This window comes from Citrobacter sedlakii NBRC 105722 (genome assembly GCF_000759835.1).
In the GTDB taxonomy this organism is placed as follows: Bacteria; Pseudomonadota; Gammaproteobacteria; order Enterobacterales; family Enterobacteriaceae; genus Citrobacter_A; species Citrobacter_A sedlakii.
In genome coordinates, this window is the sequence record NZ_BBNB01000002.1 from 166,466 (window position 1) to 186,127 (window position 19,662).

Here is a 19,662-nt window from a genome sequence, read left to right on the forward strand (position 1 = left end):
GAATCATGACCCCATTTAACCCTGTCGATCATCCACATCGCCGTTTTAACCCGCTAACCGGACAGTGGATTCTGGTTTCACCGCATCGTGCCAAGCGCCCCTGGCAGGGCGCGCAGGAAAAGCCCGCAGACGAGACGCTGCCTTCTCACGATCCGGACTGCTTCCTGTGCGCCGGTAACACCCGCGTCACTGGCGATAAAAACCCCGATTACACCGGCACTTACGTTTTCACCAACGATTTCGCCGCGCTGATGACCGATACGCCCGACGCGCCGGAAAACCACGATCCGCTGATGCGCTGCCAGAGCGCGCGCGGCACCAGCCGCGTCATTTGTTTCTCGCCCGATCACAGCAAAACCCTGCCGGAACTGAGCGTGCCGGCGCTAACGGAAATTGTGAAAACCTGGCAGACGCAAACCGCCGAGCTTGGCAAAACGTATCCCTGGGTGCAGGTTTTCGAGAACAAAGGCGCGGCCATGGGCTGCTCTAATCCGCATCCGCACGGACAGATTTGGGCGAACAGCTTTCTGCCTAACGAAGCGGAACGCGAAGATCAGCGGCAAAAAACGTATTTCGCCGAACAGGGCTCGCCGATGCTCCTCGACTACGTGCGGCGTGAACGGGCAGACGGCAGCCGTACCGTGGTGGAAACCGAACACTGGTTGGCCGTGGTGCCTTACTGGGCCGCCTGGCCGTTCGAAACCCTGCTGCTGCCCAAAACCCATGTCCTGCGCATTACCGACTTGACCGACGACCAGCGCGCCGATTTGGCGCTGGCTCTGAAAAAACTGACCAGTCGTTACGACAACCTGTTTACCTGCTCCTTCCCCTACTCCATGGGCTGGCATGGCGCGCCGTTTAACGGTGAACAGAACGACCACTGGCAGTTGCATGCGCACTTTTATCCGCCGTTGCTGCGTTCCGCGACCGTTCGCAAATTTATGGTCGGTTACGAAATGCTGGCGGAAACCCAGCGCGATCTCACTGCCGAACAAGCGGCAGAGCGCCTGCGTGCGGTCAGCGACATCCACTTTCGCGAATCCGGAGTATAAAAATGAATCTGAAAGAGAACACACTCTCTCTGTTTGCTGAAAAATTCGGCTACCCTGCCACCCACACGATTCAGGCGCCAGGCCGCGTTAACCTTATCGGCGAGCATACCGATTATAACGACGGCTTCGTGCTACCCTGCGCCATCGACTACCAAACGGTCATTAGCTGCGCCGCGCGCGACGACCGTCAGGTTCGGGTGATTGCCGCTGACTACGAAAACCAGATGGATGTGTTTTCGCTTGACGCGCCGATTGTCACCCATGACAGCCAGCAGTGGTCAAACTATGTGCGGGGCGTAGTAAAACATCTGCAAAAACGCGACGCCAGCTTCGGCGGCGCAGATCTGGTTATCAGCGGTAATGTGCCCCAGGGGGCAGGTTTAAGTTCATCCGCGTCGCTGGAAGTGGCGGTCGGCACCGTGTTCCAGCAGCTTTACCACCTGCCGCTGGACGGCGCGCAGATCGCGCTGAACGGCCAGGAAGCGGAAAATCAGTTTGTCGGCTGCAACTGCGGCATTATGGATCAGCTTATCTCCGCGCTGGGTAAAAAAGATCACGCGCTGCTGATCGACTGTCGCTCACTCGGCACTAAAGCGGTTTCCATGCCTGAAGGCGTGGCGATTGTGATCATCAACAGTAACTTCAAACGTACGCTGGTCGGCAGCGAGTACAACACCCGTCGCGAGCAGTGCGAAACGGGCGCGCGATTCTTCCAGCAGCCTGCGCTGCGCGACGTCAGCCTCGACGCCTTTAACGCTGTCGCCGCTGAACTCGATCCGCTGGTTGCCAAACGCGTGCGTCACGTGTTAACTGAAAACGCACGTACTGTTGAAGCGGCAAGCGCGCTGGAGAAAGGCGACCTTAAGCGTATGGGTGAACTGATGGCGCAATCTCATGCCTCCATGCGTGACGATTTCGAAATCACCGTACCGCAGATCGATACTCTGGTGGAGATCGTCAAAAAGACTATCGGCGAGAACGGCGGCGTGCGCATGACCGGCGGCGGCTTTGGCGGCTGCGTCGTGGCGCTGATCCCGGAGACGCTGGTACCGGCCGTTCAACAGGCTGTCGCAGAACAGTACGAAGCGAAAACCGGCATTAAAGAAACATTTTACGTTTGCAAACCCTCACAAGGAGCAGGACAGTGCTGAATGAAACACCCGCACTGGCACCCGATGGTCAGCCGTACCGCCTGTTAACCCTGCGCAATAGCGCAGGGATGGTGGTCACGCTGATGGACTGGGGTGCTACCTTACTTTCCGCGCGCATTCCCCTTTCCGACGGCAGCGTGCGTGAAGCGCTGCTGGGATGCGCCAGCCCGGAACACTATCAGGATCAGACGGCCTTTCTTGGCGCGTCAATCGGTCGCTACGCTAACCGTATCGCCGACAGCCGCTATGTTTTTAACGGCGAAACCGTGACCTTACAGCCAAGTCAGGGCGTCAACCAACTGCACGGCGGACCGGAAGGGTTTGATAAACGCCGCTGGCAGATTGTGAATCAAAACGAACGCCAGGTGCTGTTCGCGTTAACTTCAGATGATGGCGACCAGGGCTTTCCGGGCAATCTCGGCGCGACGGCGCAGTATCGTCTGACCGACGATAACCGCATCTCTATCACCTATCGCGCCACGGTGGATAAGACCTGTCCGGTCAACCTGACCAACCACGTTTACTTTAACCTTGATGGCGACCAGACCGACGTGCGCCAGCATAAGCTGCAACTCCTGGCGGAGCAGTATCTGCCGGTCGATGAAGGCGGGATCCCGCGTGACGGACTTAAATCCGTCGCCGGTACGTCGTTTGATTTTCGCCACGCAAAAGTCATTGCCAGCGAATTTCTTGCCGATGACGATCAGCGCAAGGTGAAAGGCTACGATCACGCCTTCCTGCTTCAGGCCAATGGTGATGCCCGTACCCCCGCAGCCCGTCTGTGGTCTGCGGATGAGAAATTGCAGATGGAGGTTTACACCTCTGCTCCGGCGCTGCAGTTTTACTCTGGCAACTATTTGGCTGGCACCTCATCACGCGGTCCGGTGCCGTATGCGGATTACCAGGGGCTGGCGCTGGAAAGCGAGTTTCTGCCCGACAGCCCGAACCATCCGGAATGGCCACAGCCGGACTGCTTCCTGCGTCCTGGCGACGAATATGCCAGCGTGACGGAATATCGGTTTATTCCGTCCTGACGGTTTCGCTGAAATTGCCCGGTGCCAAAAGCGCATCGGGCATACTTTCTCCTCGCCTGGTTAATTCCCCGCCACTCAACGACAAAATCGCAACGCAGAGTTCACAAGAACCTTACACTGCCGTCTGATTTTCGCTATGGTTATGCGTAAGCGTTGCTGTTGATCAATAACGGCAATATAATGAGAATTATTATCATTAAACGGTATTAAGGAGTAAGTATATGGCTGTAACGAAGCTGGTGCTGGTACGCCACGGCGAAAGTCAGTGGAACAACGAAAACCGCTTTACCGGTTGGTACGATGTCGATCTGTCCGAGAAAGGCGTGGGCGAAGCGAAAGCGGCGGGTAAGCTGCTGAAAGCTGAAGGCTATAGCTTTGATTTTGCTTATACCTCTGTGCTGAAACGTGCCATCCACACCCTGTGGAACGTGCTGGACGAACTGGATCAGGCCTGGCTGCCGGTTGAAAAATCCTGGAAACTGAACGAACGTCACTACGGCGCGTTGCAGGGTCTGAACAAAGCGGAAACCGCCGAGAAGTACGGCGACGAGCAGGTGAAACAGTGGCGTCGCGGCTTCGCGGTCACCCCGCCGGAACTGACCAAAGACGACGAGCGCTACCCGGGTCACGATCCGCGTTACGCAAAACTGACCGAAAAAGAGCTGCCGCTGACCGAAAGCCTGGCGCTCACCATCGACCGCGTTATCCCTTACTGGAACGAAACCATTCTGCCGCGAATGAAGAGCGGCGAGCGCGTGATTATCGCCGCTCACGGTAACTCCCTGCGTGCGCTGGTGAAATACCTCGATAACATGAGCGAAGATGAGATCCTCGAACTGAATATCCCGACCGGCGTGCCGCTGGTTTACGAGTTCGACGAAAACTTCAAGCCGATCAAACACTACTATCTGGGTAATGCTGACGAGATCGCCGCAAAAGCCGCCGCCGTCGCAAACCAGGGTAAAGCGAAGTAAGCCAGTCTGCTGTCGCTACGCTTGTCAGGTCTGTGGATCGTTGATCTTTCCGGGCCGGATAAGGCGCTTAAGCCACCTCGACAGACGAAAAAGCCGACTCACTGAGTCGGCTTTTTTACAGGAGAAAGATTACCCGCGCCGTGCTTTTACTGCTTCCGCGAGCTGGCGCAGAATGGCGTCAGTGTCTTCCCAGCTAATGCAGGCATCGGTAATACTCTTGCCGTACACCAGCGGTTCACCGCTGTCCGGGTTCTGATTGCCCTCTACCAGGTGGCTTTCGATCATCACTCCCATAATCGCTTTCTCGCCGCCCGCGATCTGCTGGCACACGTCAGCGCCAACGTCCATCTGCTTTTTAAACTGCTTGCAGGAATTCGCATGGCTGAAATCGATCATGATTTGCGCGGGCAGACCGGCCTTCGCCAGCCCTTCCTTCACTGCCGCGACGTGCGTGGCGCTGTAGTTTGGCTCTTTTCCGCCGCGCAGGATGATATGGCAGTCACCGTTGCCGCTGGTATTGACGATCGCCGAGTGGCCCCACTTGGTGACCGACAGGAAGCAGTGCGGCGCGCCTGCGGCATTGATGGCGTCAATAGCGACCTTGATGGTGCCATCGGTGCCGTTTTTGAAGCCTACCGGGCAGGAAAGACCAGAAGCCAGTTCGCGATGTACCTGAGACTCCGTGGTACGCGCGCCAATCGCCCCCCAGCTCATCAGGTCCGCCAGATATTGTGGGGTAATCATGTCCAGAAACTCACCCGCCGCAGGCAGACCGCTGTCGTTGATATCCAGCAGCAGCTTACGCGCAATGCGCAGACCATCATTGATCTGGAAGCTGTTATCCATGTGCGGATCGTTGATCAGCCCTTTCCAGCCAACGGTGGTGCGCGGCTTTTCGAAATAGACGCGCATCACGATTTCCAGTTCGTCTTTCAACGCTTCACGCAGCGCCAACAGGCGGCCCGCGTATTCTTTTGCGGCAACCGGATCATGAATTGAGCAAGGACCAATCACGACCAGCAGGCGGTCGTCGTTGCCTTTTAAAATTTTGTGAATCGCCTTACGCGCATGGGCCACGGTATTTGCGGCATTTTCAGTAGCGGGGAACTTTTCCAGCAGTGCGACAGGGGGTAATAACTCGTTGATCTCTTTGATGCGTAAATCGTCGTTCTGATAATTCATGATTCGTCCAGTGTTGCCATACTTATATAAATGAATGCAATCCCTCCAATCTATATCGTCAGTCAGAAAGTGTAAACGCGATTTTACACTTCGAACGGATTAATCCTGGAAATCCGCAAAAAAACACCAGAAAGTAGCGAAAAACGAGATCTAACCTACAATTTTTAATTGTAACTGCTTAGTTTTTTAATTTTTTCAAGATTCTCTACTGGGCCATTACGCCCGGATGGGATCTTAAACCATTGCCTGGTCCTTTCATGGCATATGCACTGTTGGAAGACGTTATCCGACATCTGAACCATAACAGGAGCATCTTATGCAAATGACAAAATTGGCTTCACTGTTTCTTACTGCCACACTCAGCCTTGCCAGCGGCGCAGCGCTTGCTGCCGATACCGGCGCCCAGACGAACAACGGACAGGCCAACGCCGCCGCAGAAGCCGGTCAGGTCGCGCCGGATGCGAAACAAAACGTCGCGCCGAATAACCTCGACGGCACAAACATCAATACCGGTAACACGAACACCAATACCAGCGGCGCCCAGCAGTCCACCGGGACGTCTGCAACCGAGGATGGGATGACCAAAGACGAGGTGCATAAAAACACCATGTGTAAAGATGGTCGCTGTCCGGATGTGAATAAGAAAGTGGAAACTGGCGACGGCACCAGTAACAACGTGGATACCAAAACGGATGGCACCACTCAGTAACGGTAAAACGGGCTGATAACAGGAGAGCTAAGGCTCTCCTTTTTAATTTAATTCGACCAAAAACGATATGATGTCATACAGTTAACAGAGAATTCATAAAGGGATGACATTCATGGCGCACGCTCACTCTCACTCAACCCCTCATCTGCCTGAAGATAACAACGCACGTCGGTTACTGCTCGCGTTTTGCGTCACCGCGGGATTTATGCTGCTTGAGGTCGTTGGCGGGATTCTTTCCGGCTCGCTGGCGCTGCTGGCGGACGCCGGGCATATGTTAACTGACGCCGCCGCATTGCTGTTTGCCCTGCTGGCCGTTCAGTTTGCCCGCCGCCCGCCGACGTTACGTCATACGTTTGGCTGGCTGAGACTCACCACGCTGGCCGCATTCGTCAATGCGATTGCGTTAGTGGTTATCACTATTTTAATCGTCTGGGAAGCGATTGAGCGCTTCTATACGCCACGTCCGGTAGCGGGCGGCATGATGATGTCCATCGCCGTGGCAGGTTTGCTGGCGAATATCCTTGCGTTCTGGATCCTGCATCGCGGCAGTGAGGAGAAAAACCTTAACGTGCGGGCCGCCGCTCTGCATGTTATGGGGGATTTGCTGGGTTCAGTGGGGGCGATTGTCGCCGCGCTGATAATTATCTGGACGGGTTGGACGCCCGCTGACCCCATTTTATCAATTCTGGTCTCGCTGTTAGTCCTGCGTAGCGCATGGCGTCTGTTGAAAGACAGCGTGAATGAGTTGCTTGAGGGCGCGCCCGTGTCGCTGGATATCACCGCACTGAAACGCCATCTCAGCCGTGAAATCCCGGAGGTGCGAAATGTGCATCACGTCCACGTCTGGATGGTGGGTGAAAAACCGGTAATGACGCTCCATGCGCAGGTGATCCCACCGCACGATCATGACGCCCTGCTGGCGCGCATTCAGCATTTTCTCGTGCATCACTACCAGATTGCGCACGCCACCATTCAGATGGAGTACCAGCGTTGTGAAGGACCGGACTGCCATCTGAATGAGACAGCGTCCGGCCATACACATCATCACCATTAATGAGACAGCGCGCGTGAGCCTCGTTCGCGTGCGCTGTTAATCCACATCCGACTGCCGTTGAGCGCAATAAAAGTCAGGATCAGATACTCCAGCGACATGGCGTATACGCCCTGAAGCGCGAAGATCACGACGCTAATAACGTTGATCACCACCCATAACAGCCAGTTCTCGACGTATTTTCGCGTCATCAGTATCATCGCCACAATCGACAGTACCATCATGCAGGAATCCCAGAACGGGAAAGCATCCGGCTGAAGATTGGGCATAACCACCTGTAGCCCCAGCGCCTGCATTATGGTTACCGCGACGCGGGTCAAAAAAGCAAACACCGGATCGATAAACACCGTCATCAGACCAATCGCCACCACACAAACGGCCAGCCAGCCCAGCGCTTTCGGTAACGGTAGCCAGCGGATTTTCAGTTCCGCCTCATTCTGGGTATTCTGCCGCGACCACGCATACCAGCCGTAGATATTCGCCGCAAAGAAAAAGAGTTGTAGCAGCAGGCTGGCATAGAGTTGGATCTGAAAGAAAATGATGGCAAATAACGTCACGTTGATCAGCCCGAAAACGTAATTGCTGATCTTTTCCATGCTGGCAAGACCAATGCACAACAGTCCGGCGATGGTGCCTACCGCCTCAATCCATGAAAGATCGTAACCACCGGCGCCGATCGGAATATGTACCAGGATGTTCTGCGTACTAAAAAAGTCCATCTTTCCCCCAGAGCGTCTTTATTATTTACGCACGTAGTGTAGCCGCAAAATCCAGCATGCGGTTTAACGGCAATAATGCTCCTTCTCGCAGCGCTGTATCAACCTGAATCTCATGGGCTTGTCCGCCCTGCTCCAGCCCTTCAGCAATCGCCTTAAGGCCGTTCATCGCCATCCACGGACAGTGCGCGCAGCTGCGGCAGGTTGCCCCTTCGCCAGCGGTGGGCGCTTCCAGCAACTCTTTGCCCGGAACGGCCTGCTGCATTTTGTAGAAAATACCGCGATCGGTAGCGACGATAAGTTGCTTATGCGGTAGCGTTTTCGCCGCGTTGATAAGTTGGCTGGTGGAGCCGACGGCGTCGGCCATGTCGACAATCGATTGTGGGGATTCCGGGTGGACGAGGATTGCCGCTTCAGGGTAAAGCCCCTTCATGCGGGCCAACGCCTGGGTTTTAAACTCATCATGGACGATGCACGCGCCCTGCCAGCATAATACGTCGGCGCCAGTCTGTTTTTGCACATAGCGACCAAGATGACGATCCGGCGCCCAGATGATTTTTTCGCCCAAACTATCCAGATGCTCAATGAGTTCAACCGCAATGCTGGAGGTCACGACCCAATCGGCACGCGCTTTGACCGCAGCGGAGGTGTTAGCGTAGACCACCACGGTGCGATCCGGATGGGCATCGCAAAATGCGTTAAATTCCTCGACAGGACAGCCGAGATCGAGCGAACATTCGGCCTGCAGCGTCGGCATCAAAATGGTTTTTTCCGGGCTGAGGATTTTGGCGGTTTCGCCCATAAAGCGTACTCCAGCCACCAGCAGGGTGGACGCAGGATGCTTTGCGCCAAAGCGCGCCATCTCAAGGGAGTCTGATATGCAACCGCCGGTCTCTTCCGCCAGTTGCTGGATTTCCGGATCGGTGTAATAGTGCGCGACCATCACTGCATCACGCGCTTTCAGCAGACGCTTGATTTTGTCGCGATAGAATTGTTTTTCGTCAACGCTCAGCGGGACAGGTTTTGGCGGAAACGGATAAATCGCTGCTTCTGGATCAAACATTACGCTCATCTTGCTTTCTCGTTTTTCTCGCTTAACGAAATAACCGATACAGAGCGTACAGGACGCCGAAATCGGCCATATTTGTTTTATATGCTAAACAAGATAGCGGATTGCGTAACGAAAGTCACACCTATTGCGCACCGTTTTGCCGGAGGGTGACGGCGATCCGATCCGGCTTCGCCTCGCCCTTCGGGCCGTCGCCGCAAGCGGCTCCGTTGTCTCACTGCGTTCGAATCATTACATTCTGCACATAGCAAAAAGGCGCCTTTAGGGCGCCTTTTTACATTGGTGGGTCGTGCAGGATTCGAACCTGCGACCAATTGATTAAAAGTCAACTGCTCTACCAACTGAGCTAACGACCCCTTGCGGGATTTACTGCTTAATCATTCAGACTGGTGGGTCGTGCAGGATGACTCGGCTTCGCCTCGCCCTTTGGGCCGTTGCTGTCGCAACGTTATCCTTCACGTTTTCTACCCGTTTCCACCGTTAAAATGGTGGGTCGTGCAGGATTCGAACCTGCGACCAATTGATTAAAAGTCAACTGCTCTACCAACTGAGCTAACGACCCTTTAGGGTGTCGCCTGAAGATTTTGACTCGGTACCCATTCAACATGGGTTATCGTGCAGGATGTTTTGGCTTCGCCTCGCCCTACGGCGCCGTTGCTGTCGCAACGTTATCCTTCACGTTTAACATCTGAGTTCGACGTTAAAACTGGTGGGTCGTGCAGGATTCGAACCTGCGACCAATTGATTAAAAGTCAACTGCTCTACCAACTGAGCTAACGACCCGAGTGGTGGGTGATGACGGGATCGAACCGCCGACCCCCTCCTTGTAAGGGAGGTGCTCTCCCAGCTGAGCTAATCACCCGATACTGCGCTGGATACTACTGTCTTACTGATGGGTCGTGCAGGATGACTCGGCTTTACCTCGCTCTACGGCGCCGTTGCTGACGCAACGTTATCCTTCACGTTTAATTATCGCTTTCCACCGTAACGATTGGTGGGTCGTGCAGGATTCGAACCTGCGACCAATTGATTAAAAGTCAACTGCTCTACCAACTGAGCTAACGACCCACTTTTGCGCTGCTTTCGGTTTGTTTGATATCCCGTGGCAACGGCGGCATATATTACTGATTTCAGATTTCAGCGCAACTAAAATTTCGATGTAGATCACTCAACTGCTTATGAATCGCACGACACGACCAGAAATAATTCGATTTCTGGTCGTATGGTGTGCATTACATCGCGCCGAGACGTTTTTGCGCCTGTTTCGCCCCATCAGTACCTGGGTATTTGCTGATAACCTGCTGATAAACCGCTTTCGCTTTCGCAGTATCACCTTTGTCCTGCATGATCACACCGACTTTATACATCGCGTCAGCGGCTTTAGGCGACTTCGGGTAGTTCTTCACCACCGAGGCGAAATAAAACGCGGCATCATCTTTTTTACCCTTGTTGTAATTCAACTGACCGAGCCAGTAGTTGGCATTCGGCTGATAGGTTGAATCCGGGTATTTCTTGATGAAATTCTGGAATGCCGCAATCGCGTCATCCTGGCGGGATTTATCCTGCACCAGCGCAATTGCCGCATTATAGTCGGTATTGGCGTCACCGCTTTGGACCGGCGCGCCAGTGGCTGCCGCCCCTGCATCCGGTGCTGCCGTCGCTGCGCCCGTCGCCGTCCCCCCCTGAGCGCCGCCCGCAGACTGCGCGGCTGCGCCACCGCTGTTCAGACTGTCAATCTGCAGCAGGATCTGCTTCTGGCGTTCAACGACCTGATTCAGCTGATATTGGCTTTCCTGAATTTGACCACGCAGGGAATCGATATCGGCCTGATTATCAGAGAGTTGTTGCTGGAGTTGGGTTAAAAGCTGGCTGTGAGCATTCGAAATACGCTCGAGTTGAGTGACGCGGTCTTCGACCGAGCCTGAGCCGACACTACTGATTGGCGCTTGAGCAAAAGCGGCCCAGGGGGCCGCTATGCCAACCAGTAACGACAGACTCAACACATGATGTCTGAAGTTACTGCTCATGCAATTCTCTTAGTAAACCAGTACGGCACGACGGTTTTTGGCATACGCCGCTTCGTCATGACCCAGTACTGCAGGTTTTTCTTTACCGTAAGAAACGATGGAGATCTGGTCAGCAGAAACGCCTTTACCCTGCAGGTACATCTTAACAGCGTTCGCACGACGTTCACCCAGGGAGATGTTGTACTCAGGCGTACCACGTTCGTCCGCGTGACCTTCTACGGTGACTTTGTAAGACGGGTTGCTACGCAGGAAGTTCGCGTGCGCATCCAGCATCGCAGCGAAGTCAGAACGGATATCGTACTTGTCCAGATCGAAGTAAACGATGTTGTTCTGCTGCAGCTGTTGCATTTGCAGACGCGCCTGCTCTTCGGAGGACATGTTGCCGCCGCTGCCGTTTGCATCCATACCAGTGCCGGCACCCAGCATGCCTTCGCTGCCGTCATTGCTGGCGTTCTTGTTGGAAGAACATGCCGCAATAGCCATAACAGGCAGAGCAATCATCAGCCCTTTCAGCACTTTGTTCAGTTGCATTTCAATGATTCCTTTATTAATCAATTATTTATTATCACAGATACGGCGACCAGGCAGGGAATTTAACCTGTCCATCAGTTGCCGGAAGACGCGCTTTGAAACGCCCATCTGTAGAAACCAAATTCAGCACGGATCCCATCCCCTGAGAAGAGCTGTAGATAACCATAGTGCCGTTAGGTGCCAGACTTGGCGTTTCGTCCAGGAACGTTGACGACAGAACCTGTACGCCACCCGCTACCAGATCTTGTTTGGCAATGTGCTGCTGACCGTTAGTCGTGCTTACCATTACCATAAATTTCCCGTCGCTGCTGACATCAGCGTCCTGGTTTTGTGAACCTTCCCAGGTAATACGCTGCGGAGCACCGCCGTTGACGTTAACTTTATACACCTGTGGACGTCCGGCCTGGTCAGAGGTAAAGGCCAGGTTCTGGCTGTCCGGGAACCAGGTCGGTTCCGTGTTGTTGCTGCGACCATCGGTTACCTGACGGATCTGACCAGAGCCGATATCCATCACGTACAGGTTCAGACTACCGGTTTTTGACAGGGCAAACGCCAGTTTGCTGCCGTCCGGAGAGAACGCAGGCGCACCGTTGTGACGCGGGAAAGAGGCAACCTGACGCACCGCACCGTTAGATAATGTCTGAATAACCAGCGCAGAACGACCGCTTTCAAAGGTGACATAAGCCAGTTTCGAGCCATCCGGAGACCACGCCGGAGACATCAGCGGCTGCGGGGAACGGTGAACCACGAACTGGTTATAACCATCGTAGTCAGAGACGCGCAGCTCATACGGGAACTGACCGCCGTTTGTCTGCACAACGTAAGCGATACGGGTACGGAAAGCGCCCTTAATGCCGGTCAGCTTTTCGAACACTTCATCACTGGCGGTATGGCCCGCATAGCGCAACCACTGCTTATTCACTTTGTAAGAGTTCTGGGCCAGTACAGTACCCGGCGCGCCGCCAGTGTCAACCAGTTGATAGGCGACATTATAGGAACCGTCCGGATTCGGCGTTACCTGACCGACAACCACCGCGTCGATACCCAGCGCAGACCATGCCGCAGGCTGAACCTCCTGCGCGGTACCCGGCTGCTGCGGCAGACGGGAGCGATCTAATGGGTTAAATTTCCCGCTGTTACGCAAGTCTGCGCCAACGATGCCGCCGATATCTTCAGGCGCCGCCCCCGGCCCCGCCCACTGGAATGGCACAACGCCAATCGGGCGCGCCGAGTCCACCCCCTGGGTGATCTCGATACGGACTTCTGCGTGCAGCACCGCCGCCCACAGCATCAGAAAACCAAATGCTACTCGTAATGCCTGCTTCATCATATCTCCCTTATCTGGACGGAAAGCCCACGATAATTTAGCAGAATGTTAACAAACTCAAATACACAAAACTACCGAAACCCAGGGACTGCCGACGTTTGTTTTCCCCGCGGTGACGGGGAAAGTTTAGCTTACGGTTTAAAGTCCAGAGGCGCGTTTTTAAACACTTCATACACTGCCTGGCTTGGCGGTTTTGGAATCTTCGCCTGTCGGGCCGCCGCAAGCGCTGCCTGACAAAGCGCCGGATCGCCACCTTCAGACTGAATATCCAGCAGCAGGCCGTCCGGCGCGAGTTTTATCCGCAGCGTACAGGTCTTGCCTGTATAGGACGATGCGTCATAAAACTTGCTCTCGATAGCAGATTTGATCTGCCCGGCATAGTTACTGATATCCGCGCCTGACGCGCCATTATTTTTAGTATTACCACTCCCCGCCGGAGAAGCGTTGTTCCCTTTCGCCCCACCGCCGGTTTTCGGCGCATTCTTACCGGAGCTTAAGTCGCCCAGCAGATCGTCCACGCCTGCTGCTGCCGCGGCCTTTTCCGCAGCGGCTTTTTCTGCGGCCGCTTTTTTAGCCGCTGCCGCTTTCTTATCGGCAGCCGCTTTCTCCGCAGCGGCTTTTTTCTCTGCGGCGGCCTTTTCGGCGGCGGCTTTCTTCTCGGCCGCCGCTTTTTCAGCGGCTGCCGCTTTGGCTGCAGCGGCTTTTTCTGCGGCCGCTTTCTTCTCCGCGTCGGCCTGAGCCTGCTTAGCAGCCTCCGCTTCCGCCTTTTTCTTCGCATCCGCGGCCGCTTTCGCCGCCTCGGCTTCGGCTTTCTTCTTCGCGTCAGCAGCGGCCTTTTTCGCCGCCTCCGCCGCTTCTTTCGCCTGCGCGTCCGCTTTCGCTTTTGCGTCGGCGGCAGCTTTCTTCGCGGCTTCCTCAGCCTGTTTCTGCTGCTCCTGCGCTTTCTTCGCCTCAGCCTCGGCCTGCTTTTGCTGTTCCTGCGCCGCTAAGCGCTCTTTTTCAATCTGCTTAAGCCGTTCCTGTTCCGCAGCCTGCTTCTCGCGAAGCTCTTCCGCCTGCTGTTGCGCCAGTTTTTCACGCTGCTCTTTAGCACGCTGCGCGCTGGACTGTTGCTGCTGCTGACGTTCGTACTGCTGAACCACGGCGCCAGGATCAACCATCACGGCATCGATGGAAGAACCACCGCCGCCGCCGGCTGAAGCCTCTATATGCTCATCGAACGAACTCCAGATCAGCACTGCAAATAAGATGACATGCAGCACCGCTGAAATAATTATCGCCCGCTTGAGCTTGTCGTTTTGTTCGGTTGCCTTTGACACTCTCGGTTCCCAAAAACTGTTCGCCTGTTACACGCTCTTTTCACGCCAGAGAAGCGGATGATCAGATAGGCTGGGTCATTAAGCCGACCGACTTCACACCCGCGCTGTGTAACAAGTTCAGCGCTTTAATTATTTCATCGTAAGGCACGTCTTTCGCGCCACCGATTAAGAAGACCGTTTTCGGATTGGATTCCAGGCGGCTTTTCGCTTCCGCAACAACCTGTTCCGGCGGCAGTTGATCCATACGATCTTTTTCCACTACCACGCTGTACTGCCCTACCCCGGACACTTCAATAATCACCGGCGGATTGTCGTTACTGCTCACCGCCTGCGACTCCGTGGCGTCCGGCAGATCGACTTCCACGCTCTGGGTAATGATCGGCGCTGTCGCCATAAAGATCAGCAGCAGCACCAGCAGCACGTCGAGCAACGGTACGATGTTGATTTCGGACTTCAGGTCGCGACGACCCCGTCCACGCGATCTCGCCATGGTTTACCCCTTGTTGCTCTCGCTAACGGTAAACGCCTGACGGTGCAGAATCGCGGTAAACTCTTCCATAAAGTTGTCGTAATTCAATTCCAGCTTGTTCACACGCTGGTTCAGGCGGTTGTAGGCCATAACCGCAGGGATCGCCGCAAACAGACCAATCGCCGTCGCGATCAGCGCTTCCGCGATCCCCGGCGCGACCATCTGCAGGGTGGCCTGTTTTACCGCCCCCAGGGCGATAAACGCATGCATAATCCCCCACACGGTACCAAACAGACCGATATACGGGCTGATAGAACCGACGCTGCCGAGGAACGGAATGTGCGTCTCAAGATTCTCAAGCTCGCGGTTCATTGAGATGCGCATCGCCCGGGATGCGCCTTCAACGATCGCTTCCGGTGCATGGCTGTTGGCCCGATGCAGGCGGGCAAACTCTTTGAACCCGCTATAGAAGATTTGTTCCGACCCCGCCAGACTATCGCGGCGGCCCTGGCTTTCCTGATACAGGCGAGACAGTTCGATCCCGGACCAGAATTTGTCTTCAAACGCTTCGGCTTCACGCGCAGCAGCGTTGAGAATACGGGTCCGCTGGATGATGATGGCCCAGGATGCGATTGAAAAACCAATCAAAATCAACATGATAAGTTTAACCAGAAGGCTAGCCTTCAGGAACAAATCAAGGATATTCATGTCAGTCACTGCTTAAACTCCGCGACAATGGACTTGGGAAGCGCACGAGGCTTCATTTTGAGTGGATCAACGCAAACAATCAGCACTTCTGCTTCATTGAGCACCGTGTTTTCTGCGTTGACAATGCGTTGCGTGAACACCATTGAGGTACCACGCATTGACGTAATTTCAGACTGAACTTCGAGCATGTCGTCGAGTCGCGCAGGCGCATAGTATTCCAGCGTCATTTTACGCACCACGAAGGCCACTCGCTCTGCCAGCAAAACCTGCTGACTAAAGTGGTGATGACGCAGCATCTCTGTGCGCGCTCTTTCATAAAAAGCGACATAGCTGGCGTGGTAAACCACCCCACCGGCGTCGGTGTCTTCATAATAGACACGAACCGGCCATCGAAATATATACTTATTCATTCCTGCGGCCTCGTTGTCAGCGCCATCCGCTCATCTCCGTCACTTACGTTTGCAAGTGTCTGGTGACTCGCGTCATTGCCCTCGCGACGCATCAAGAATGCTGTTGTATATCGCGTTGTATTCACTTTACATCCCGGTAATGCAACAAAAGAGAGAACTTTTAAACGTTGCTACTATACGCGCGCTATCAGGGCTTGGGAATGGGGGGAAGTTAAGGGAGAGTAAAAATATATGGGCTTATGCAAGCCCATCGTTCTTTCAGGATGTTTCTTATTCAAAAGAAGAAGAAAAACAGCCCCACGATAAGGACTATGTCGGCCAGCAGAGGGGAGAAGATCCCTTGCCAGTGCACGGCGCGAGGGCGAAAACCAACGCCATGTATGATGCCTGCGCAGACGGCCCACATCAGCAGTAAACCGTGCCAGATTTCCAGCGTACTGGTCTTTGCCGCGAAGCGGGAGGGATCCCAAAACATACATCCTGCTAACACCAGCGCCATGACGAAAGAAAGCGCCCGTAACGGGCGCTTGTCCATTATCGCATACAGCATCGCGATAAGTTTCATCAGTGTTCTTCTTGACCGTTTTTGCTTGCCTCGACGTGCTCAAGGGCCAGCGCGGTGATGATCCCAAATGCACAGGCAAGAAGCGTTCCCAGAATCCAGGCGAAATACCACATACAATTGCTCCTTACTTAGTACAGAGAGTGGGTGTTGCTTTCAATGTGTTCTTTGGTAATACGACCGAACATTTTCCAGTAACACCAACTGGTGTAGATCAGGATGATCGGCACAAATACCACCGCAACCCAGGTCATCAGGTTCAGCGTCATCTGGCTGGACGTCGCATCCCACATCGTCAGGCTCGCATTCATCATGGTGCTGGAAGGCATCACGAACGGGAACATCGCGATACCCGCGGTCAGGATGATGCAGGCCAGCGTCAGAGAAGAGAACAGGAACGCCCATGCCCCTTTTTCCATCCGCGAGGTCAGGATCGTCAGCAGCGGCAGTACCACGCCCAGCGCCGGAATCAACCACAGGATCGGTGCGTTGTTAAAGTTCACCAGCCATGCGCCCGCTTCACGAGTCACTTCTTTGGTCAGTGGGTTAGACGCGGCATGGTGATCGATAGCAGAGGTCACCACATAACCGTCGATACCGTACATCACCCAGACACCCGCCAGCGCGAAGCAGACCAGCGTGACCAGCGCGGCGATCTGTGAGGTCGCGCGGGCACGCAGATGCAGTTCGCCCACGGTACGCATTTGCAGGTAGGTCGCGCCCTGGGTGATGATCATCCCAACGCTGATCACGCCTGCCAGCAGACCGAACGGGTTCAGCAACTGGAAGAAGTTACCGGTGTAGTAGAGACGCAGATACTCGTCGACATGGAACGGTACGCCCTGCAACAGGTTACCAAACGCCACGCCAATCACCAGCGGCGGCACAAAGCTACCGATGAACACGCCCCAGTCCCACATGTTGCGCCAGCGCGGATCTTCAATCTTGGAACGGTAGTCAAAACCGACCGGACGGAAGAATAACGATGCCAGCACGAGGATCATCGCCACATAGAAACCGGAGAACGCGGCGGCATAGACCATCGGCCAGGCGGCGAACAGCGCGCCGCCGGCGGTGATCAGCCACACTTGGTTACCGTCCCAGTGCGGGGCGATGGAGTTAATCATAATTCGACGCTCGGTGTCGTTACGACCGAGGAAACGGGTGAGCATGCCCACCCCCATGTCGAAGCCATCGGTAACCGCAAAACCAATCAGCAGAACGCCAACCAGCAGCCACCAGATAAAACGTAGTACTTCATAATCGATCATTTGACGACTCCTGTCTTAGCGTGCCGGCTGAGAAGCCACGGTGGACTGCTCAAAGTGATAGCGACCGGTTTTCAGGCTGCTTGGGCCAAGGCGTGCAAACTTGAACATCAGGAACAGTTCTGCCACCAGGAACAGGGTGTACAGGCCGCAAATCAGGAACATGGAGAACAGCAAATCGCCTACCGTCAGCGACGAGTTCGCCACGGCGGTGGGCAGCACTTCGCCGATAGCCCATGGCTGACGGCCATATTCCGCAACAAACCAGCCCGCTTCTACGGCGATCCACGGCAGTGGAATACCATACAGCGCAGCGCGCAGCAGCCATTTTTTCTCGCCGATGCGGTTACGGATAACGCTCCAGAAGGACAGCGCGATGATCGCCAGCAGCAGGAAGCCGCATGCCACCATGATACGGAACGCGAAATACAGCGGCGCAACGCGAGGAATAGAATCTTTCGTCGCCTGCTGGATCTGCGCTTCCGTCGCGTCGGAGACGTTCGGAGTATAGCGTTTCAGCAGCAGACCATAGCCCAGGTCTTTCTTCATGCTGTTGAACTGATCGCGAACGGTCTGGTCGGTTGAACCGGCGCGCAGTTGTTCGAGCAGTTCATACGCTTTCATCCCGTTGCGGATACGTTCTTCGTGCTGGACCATCAGGTCTTTCAGACCGATCACCGGCGTATCGACGGAGCGGGTAGCGATAATACCCAGCGCGTAAGGGATCTGGATCGCAAATTTGTTTTCCTGCGAATCCTGATCCGGAATACCGAACAGGGTAAAGGCAGCCGGTGCAGGCTGGGTCTCCCACTCGGCTTCGATGGCGGCGAGTTTGGTTTTCTGCACGTCGCCCATTTCGTAACCGGACTCATCACCCAGAACGATAACAGACAATACAGCGGCCATCCCGAAGCTGGCGGCAATGGCAAAGGAGCGTTTAGCGAAGGCAATGTCGCGGCCTTTCAGCAGATAGTAAGCGCTGATACCGAGGATGAACATCGCACCCGTGACATAACCCGACGCCACGGTATGAACGAATTTCACCTGTGCAACCGGGTTGAGCACCAGTTCAGAGAAGCTCACCATTTCCATGCGCATGGTTTCAAAGTTGAAATCCGACGCGATAGGGTTCTGCATCCAGCCGTTAGCGACCAGGATCCACAGCGCAGAAAGGTTAGAGCCTAATGCCACCAGCCAGGTAACAGCCATGTGCTGGACTTTGCCCAGACGATCCCAGCCAAAGAAGAACAGACCTACAAAGGTGGATTCGAGGAAGAAGGCCATCAGACCTTCGATCGCCAGCGGCGCACCGAAGATATCCCCAACGTAGTGGGAATAGTAAGACCAGTTTGTCCCGAACTGGAACTCCATGGTCAGCCCTGTTGCCACACCCAGAGCAAAGTTGATACCAAACAACTTGCCCCAGAACTTAGTCATATCTTTATAAATCTGTTTGCCGGAAAGGACGTAGACCGTTTCCATAATGGCCAGCAAAAACGCCATACCGAGCGTCAGTGGCACAAAGAGGAAGTGGTACATCGCGGTCAAGGCAAACTGTAAGCGCGACAGTTCGACTATATCTAACATCATGACTCCTTGCTCATCGCATGAAGACTCCGAGAGTGAACCCCGTTAGAAAGGGTCACACGCATGCCCCAATACAAATTTGTTTGCGCGCCTTCGCCGGTATCCTTTTCCGTATAAGGAAACAGAATGGGTGAAAGGTTACAAACATGTTAATAAAAAACTCAAATTGATCCCGCAATTATATTACGCCGCAAAATCCTTACAATAAACAGGTTTTTATTGAGGAAGATTTGCGTTTTTCGACAGTGATCAATTTATAGCGAATTTCTCACTTTTCCATCAATTTGATCGGCGACAATTTATCGCGTTTCCTTATCTTTTTCCAATCATTAAACATTGATTTAAATCAAAAACACCCTTTTATGTTAACCATGTTTAGATGCGGTGACCGAAGTAAAAAACATGTTGCACATGTGTATCTTTGATTGATTGCGGAGTTACGCCAATAAAATTCTTATATAAAAAGACGGTGTTTTAATTAACGTGGCAGGCCGTTCTGCCAGGGTTTGCTGAGGG

General features: G+C 54.3%; 20 protein-coding genes and 5 tRNA genes. 6 read left to right on the forward strand and 19 right to left on the reverse strand.

The window, feature by feature from the left end:
• The first annotated feature begins 5 nt into the window (after positions 1 to 5).
• From galT to gpmA, 4 genes are all read left to right on the forward strand, one after another.
• The gene (gene galT, locus CSE01S_RS05135; protein ID WP_042285218.1) at positions 6 to 1,052 is read left to right on the forward strand and encodes a galactose-1-phosphate uridylyltransferase; all 1,047 of its coding nucleotides are present in this window, start codon (positions 6 to 8) and stop codon (positions 1,050 to 1,052) included.
• A gap of 2 nt (positions 1,053 to 1,054) precedes the next feature.
• Positions 1,055 to 2,203: a galactokinase gene (gene galK, locus CSE01S_RS05140; protein ID WP_042285221.1), complete on the forward strand. Its 1,149-nt coding sequence runs from the start codon at positions 1,055 to 1,057 to the stop codon at positions 2,201 to 2,203.
• Positions 2,197 to 3,237, forward strand: a complete 1,041-nt coding sequence (gene galM / locus CSE01S_RS05145) for a galactose-1-epimerase (protein WP_042285223.1) — start codon at positions 2,197 to 2,199, stop codon at positions 3,235 to 3,237. The genes galK and galM overlap by 7 nt, the downstream gene beginning before the upstream one ends.
• A 221-nt stretch (positions 3,238 to 3,458) precedes the next feature.
• The gene (gpmA, locus tag CSE01S_RS05150) at positions 3,459 to 4,211 is read left to right on the forward strand and encodes a 2,3-diphosphoglycerate-dependent phosphoglycerate mutase (RefSeq protein ID WP_042285226.1); all 753 of its coding nucleotides are present in this window, start codon (positions 3,459 to 3,461) and stop codon (positions 4,209 to 4,211) included.
• Between the two features lie 129 nt (positions 4,212 to 4,340).
• Here the strand turns inward: gpmA and aroG are convergent, their stop codons facing one another.
• Positions 4,341 to 5,393 (reverse strand): 3-deoxy-7-phosphoheptulonate synthase AroG, encoded by a 1,053-nt coding sequence (aroG, locus tag CSE01S_RS05155; protein WP_042285227.1) that lies wholly within the window; start codon positions 5,391 to 5,393, stop codon positions 4,341 to 4,343.
• Between the two features lie 316 nt (positions 5,394 to 5,709).
• Here aroG and CSE01S_RS05160 point away from each other — a divergent pair, with 316 nt between their 5' ends.
• Together CSE01S_RS05160 and zitB are read left to right on the forward strand one after the other, a co-directional pair.
• Positions 5,710 to 6,102, forward strand: coding sequence for a YbgS-like family protein (locus CSE01S_RS05160; RefSeq protein WP_042285228.1), 393 nt, complete (start codon positions 5,710 to 5,712; stop codon positions 6,100 to 6,102).
• A 112-nt stretch (positions 6,103 to 6,214) separates the two neighbouring features.
• Positions 6,215 to 7,156, forward strand: a complete 942-nt coding sequence (gene zitB, locus CSE01S_RS05165; RefSeq protein WP_042285230.1) for a CDF family zinc transporter ZitB — start codon at positions 6,215 to 6,217, stop codon at positions 7,154 to 7,156.
• Here zitB and pnuC read toward each other — a convergent pair.
• The 18 genes from pnuC to cydA form a co-directional block, all read right to left on the reverse strand.
• A complete protein-coding gene (pnuC, locus tag CSE01S_RS05170) occupies positions 7,153 to 7,872 on the reverse strand; it encodes a nicotinamide riboside transporter PnuC (protein ID WP_042285233.1) in 720 nt (239 codons plus the stop codon). The two genes, zitB and pnuC, sit on opposite strands and share 4 nt — an antisense overlap.
• A 25-nt stretch (positions 7,873 to 7,897) precedes the next feature.
• A complete protein-coding gene (nadA, locus tag CSE01S_RS05175; protein ID WP_042285236.1) occupies positions 7,898 to 8,941 on the reverse strand; it encodes a quinolinate synthase NadA in 1,044 nt (347 codons plus the stop codon).
• A 277-nt stretch (positions 8,942 to 9,218) separates the two neighbouring features.
• A tRNA-Lys gene (locus CSE01S_RS05180) sits at positions 9,219 to 9,294 on the reverse strand.
• A gap of 130 nt (positions 9,295 to 9,424) precedes the next feature.
• Positions 9,425 to 9,500, reverse strand: a tRNA-Lys gene (locus tag CSE01S_RS05185).
• A gap of 145 nt (positions 9,501 to 9,645) precedes the next feature.
• Positions 9,646 to 9,721 (reverse strand) — tRNA-Lys (locus tag CSE01S_RS05190).
• A 3-nt stretch (positions 9,722 to 9,724) separates the two neighbouring features.
• Positions 9,725 to 9,800: transfer RNA gene (locus CSE01S_RS05195), tRNA-Val, on the reverse strand.
• Positions 9,801 to 9,930: 130 nt separating this feature from the next.
• Positions 9,931 to 10,006, reverse strand: a tRNA-Lys gene (locus tag CSE01S_RS05200).
• Between the two features lie 164 nt (positions 10,007 to 10,170).
• The gene (gene cpoB / locus CSE01S_RS05205; RefSeq protein WP_042285238.1) at positions 10,171 to 10,965 is read right to left on the reverse strand and encodes a cell division protein CpoB; all 795 of its coding nucleotides are present in this window, start codon (positions 10,963 to 10,965) and stop codon (positions 10,171 to 10,173) included.
• 9 nt (positions 10,966 to 10,974) lie between these two features.
• Positions 10,975 to 11,496 (reverse strand): peptidoglycan-associated lipoprotein Pal, encoded by a 522-nt coding sequence (pal, locus tag CSE01S_RS05210; RefSeq protein ID WP_012905064.1) that lies wholly within the window; start codon positions 11,494 to 11,496, stop codon positions 10,975 to 10,977.
• Between the two features lie 34 nt (positions 11,497 to 11,530).
• The gene (gene tolB, locus CSE01S_RS05215; RefSeq protein WP_042285242.1) at positions 11,531 to 12,823 is read right to left on the reverse strand and encodes a Tol-Pal system beta propeller repeat protein TolB; all 1,293 of its coding nucleotides are present in this window, start codon (positions 12,821 to 12,823) and stop codon (positions 11,531 to 11,533) included.
• 131 nt (positions 12,824 to 12,954) lie between these two features.
• Complete coding sequence (gene tolA / locus CSE01S_RS05220) at positions 12,955 to 14,142, reverse strand: cell envelope integrity protein TolA (protein ID WP_042285245.1); 1,188 nt, start codon at positions 14,140 to 14,142, stop codon at positions 12,955 to 12,957.
• Between the two features lie 61 nt (positions 14,143 to 14,203).
• The gene (gene tolR, locus CSE01S_RS05225; protein WP_042285249.1) at positions 14,204 to 14,632 is read right to left on the reverse strand and encodes a colicin uptake protein TolR; all 429 of its coding nucleotides are present in this window, start codon (positions 14,630 to 14,632) and stop codon (positions 14,204 to 14,206) included.
• Positions 14,633 to 14,635: 3 nt separating this feature from the next.
• Positions 14,636 to 15,328: a Tol-Pal system protein TolQ gene (tolQ, locus tag CSE01S_RS05230; protein ID WP_084588979.1), complete on the reverse strand. Its 693-nt coding sequence runs from the start codon at positions 15,326 to 15,328 to the stop codon at positions 14,636 to 14,638.
• Positions 15,325 to 15,729 carry a tol-pal system-associated acyl-CoA thioesterase gene (ybgC, locus tag CSE01S_RS05235; protein WP_042285256.1) on the reverse strand — a complete coding sequence of 135 codons (405 nt, stop codon included), beginning with the start codon at positions 15,727 to 15,729 and terminating at the stop codon, positions 15,325 to 15,327. Before ybgC ends, tolQ begins: the two co-directional genes overlap by 4 nt.
• A 274-nt stretch (positions 15,730 to 16,003) precedes the next feature.
• Positions 16,004 to 16,297 (reverse strand): cyd operon protein YbgE, encoded by a 294-nt coding sequence (gene ybgE / locus CSE01S_RS05240; RefSeq protein ID WP_120714852.1) that lies wholly within the window; start codon positions 16,295 to 16,297, stop codon positions 16,004 to 16,006.
• On the reverse strand, positions 16,294 to 16,407 hold the full coding sequence (gene cydX, locus CSE01S_RS05245; protein ID WP_042285261.1) for a cytochrome bd-I oxidase subunit CydX: 114 nt from the start codon (positions 16,405 to 16,407) through the stop codon (positions 16,294 to 16,296). Before cydX ends, ybgE begins: the two co-directional genes overlap by 4 nt.
• 15 nt (positions 16,408 to 16,422) lie before the next feature.
• Positions 16,423 to 17,562, reverse strand: coding sequence for a cytochrome d ubiquinol oxidase subunit II (gene cydB, locus CSE01S_RS05250; protein WP_042285264.1), 1,140 nt, complete (start codon positions 17,560 to 17,562; stop codon positions 16,423 to 16,425).
• 15 nt (positions 17,563 to 17,577) lie between these two features.
• Complete coding sequence (gene cydA, locus CSE01S_RS05255; protein WP_042285266.1) at positions 17,578 to 19,146, reverse strand: cytochrome ubiquinol oxidase subunit I; 1,569 nt, start codon at positions 19,144 to 19,146, stop codon at positions 17,578 to 17,580.
• Between the last annotated feature and the right edge of the window lie 516 nt (positions 19,147 to 19,662).

Excerpts from the sequence above, each read along its gene's own strand:
- galT (WP_042285218.1), top strand. The coding sequence starts at position 6 with ATGACCCCATTTAACCCTGTCGATCATCCACATCGCCGTTTTAACCCG.
- galK (WP_042285221.1), top strand. The coding sequence starts at position 1,055 with ATGAATCTGAAAGAGAACACACTCTCTCTGTTTGCTGAAAAATTCGGC.
- gpmA (WP_042285226.1), top strand. The coding sequence starts at position 3,459 with ATGGCTGTAACGAAGCTGGTGCTGGTACGCCACGGCGAAAGTCAGTGG.
- aroG (WP_042285227.1), bottom strand. The coding sequence starts at position 5,393 with ATGAATTATCAGAACGACGATTTACGCATCAAAGAGATCAACGAGTTA.
- CSE01S_RS05160 (WP_042285228.1), top strand. The coding sequence starts at position 5,710 with ATGCAAATGACAAAATTGGCTTCACTGTTTCTTACTGCCACACTCAGC.
- zitB (WP_042285230.1), top strand. The coding sequence starts at position 6,215 with ATGGCGCACGCTCACTCTCACTCAACCCCTCATCTGCCTGAAGATAAC.
- pnuC (WP_042285233.1), bottom strand. The coding sequence starts at position 7,872 with ATGGACTTTTTTAGTACGCAGAACATCCTGGTACATATTCCGATCGGC.
- nadA (WP_042285236.1), bottom strand. The coding sequence starts at position 8,941 with ATGAGCGTAATGTTTGATCCAGAAGCAGCGATTTATCCGTTTCCGCCA.
- cpoB (WP_042285238.1), bottom strand. The coding sequence starts at position 10,965 with ATGAGCAGTAACTTCAGACATCATGTGTTGAGTCTGTCGTTACTGGTT.
- pal (WP_012905064.1), bottom strand. The coding sequence starts at position 11,496 with ATGCAACTGAACAAAGTGCTGAAAGGGCTGATGATTGCTCTGCCTGTT.
- tolB (WP_042285242.1), bottom strand. The coding sequence starts at position 12,823 with ATGAAGCAGGCATTACGAGTAGCATTTGGTTTTCTGATGCTGTGGGCG.
- tolR (WP_042285249.1), bottom strand. The coding sequence starts at position 14,632 with ATGGCGAGATCGCGTGGACGGGGTCGTCGCGACCTGAAGTCCGAAATC.
- ybgC (WP_042285256.1), bottom strand. The coding sequence starts at position 15,729 with ATGAATAAGTATATATTTCGATGGCCGGTTCGTGTCTATTATGAAGAC.
- cydX (WP_042285261.1), bottom strand. The coding sequence starts at position 16,407 with ATGTGGTATTTCGCCTGGATTCTGGGAACGCTTCTTGCCTGTGCATTT.
- cydB (WP_042285264.1), bottom strand. The coding sequence starts at position 17,562 with ATGATCGATTATGAAGTACTACGTTTTATCTGGTGGCTGCTGGTTGGC.
- cydA (WP_042285266.1), bottom strand. The coding sequence starts at position 19,146 with ATGTTAGATATAGTCGAACTGTCGCGCTTACAGTTTGCCTTGACCGCG.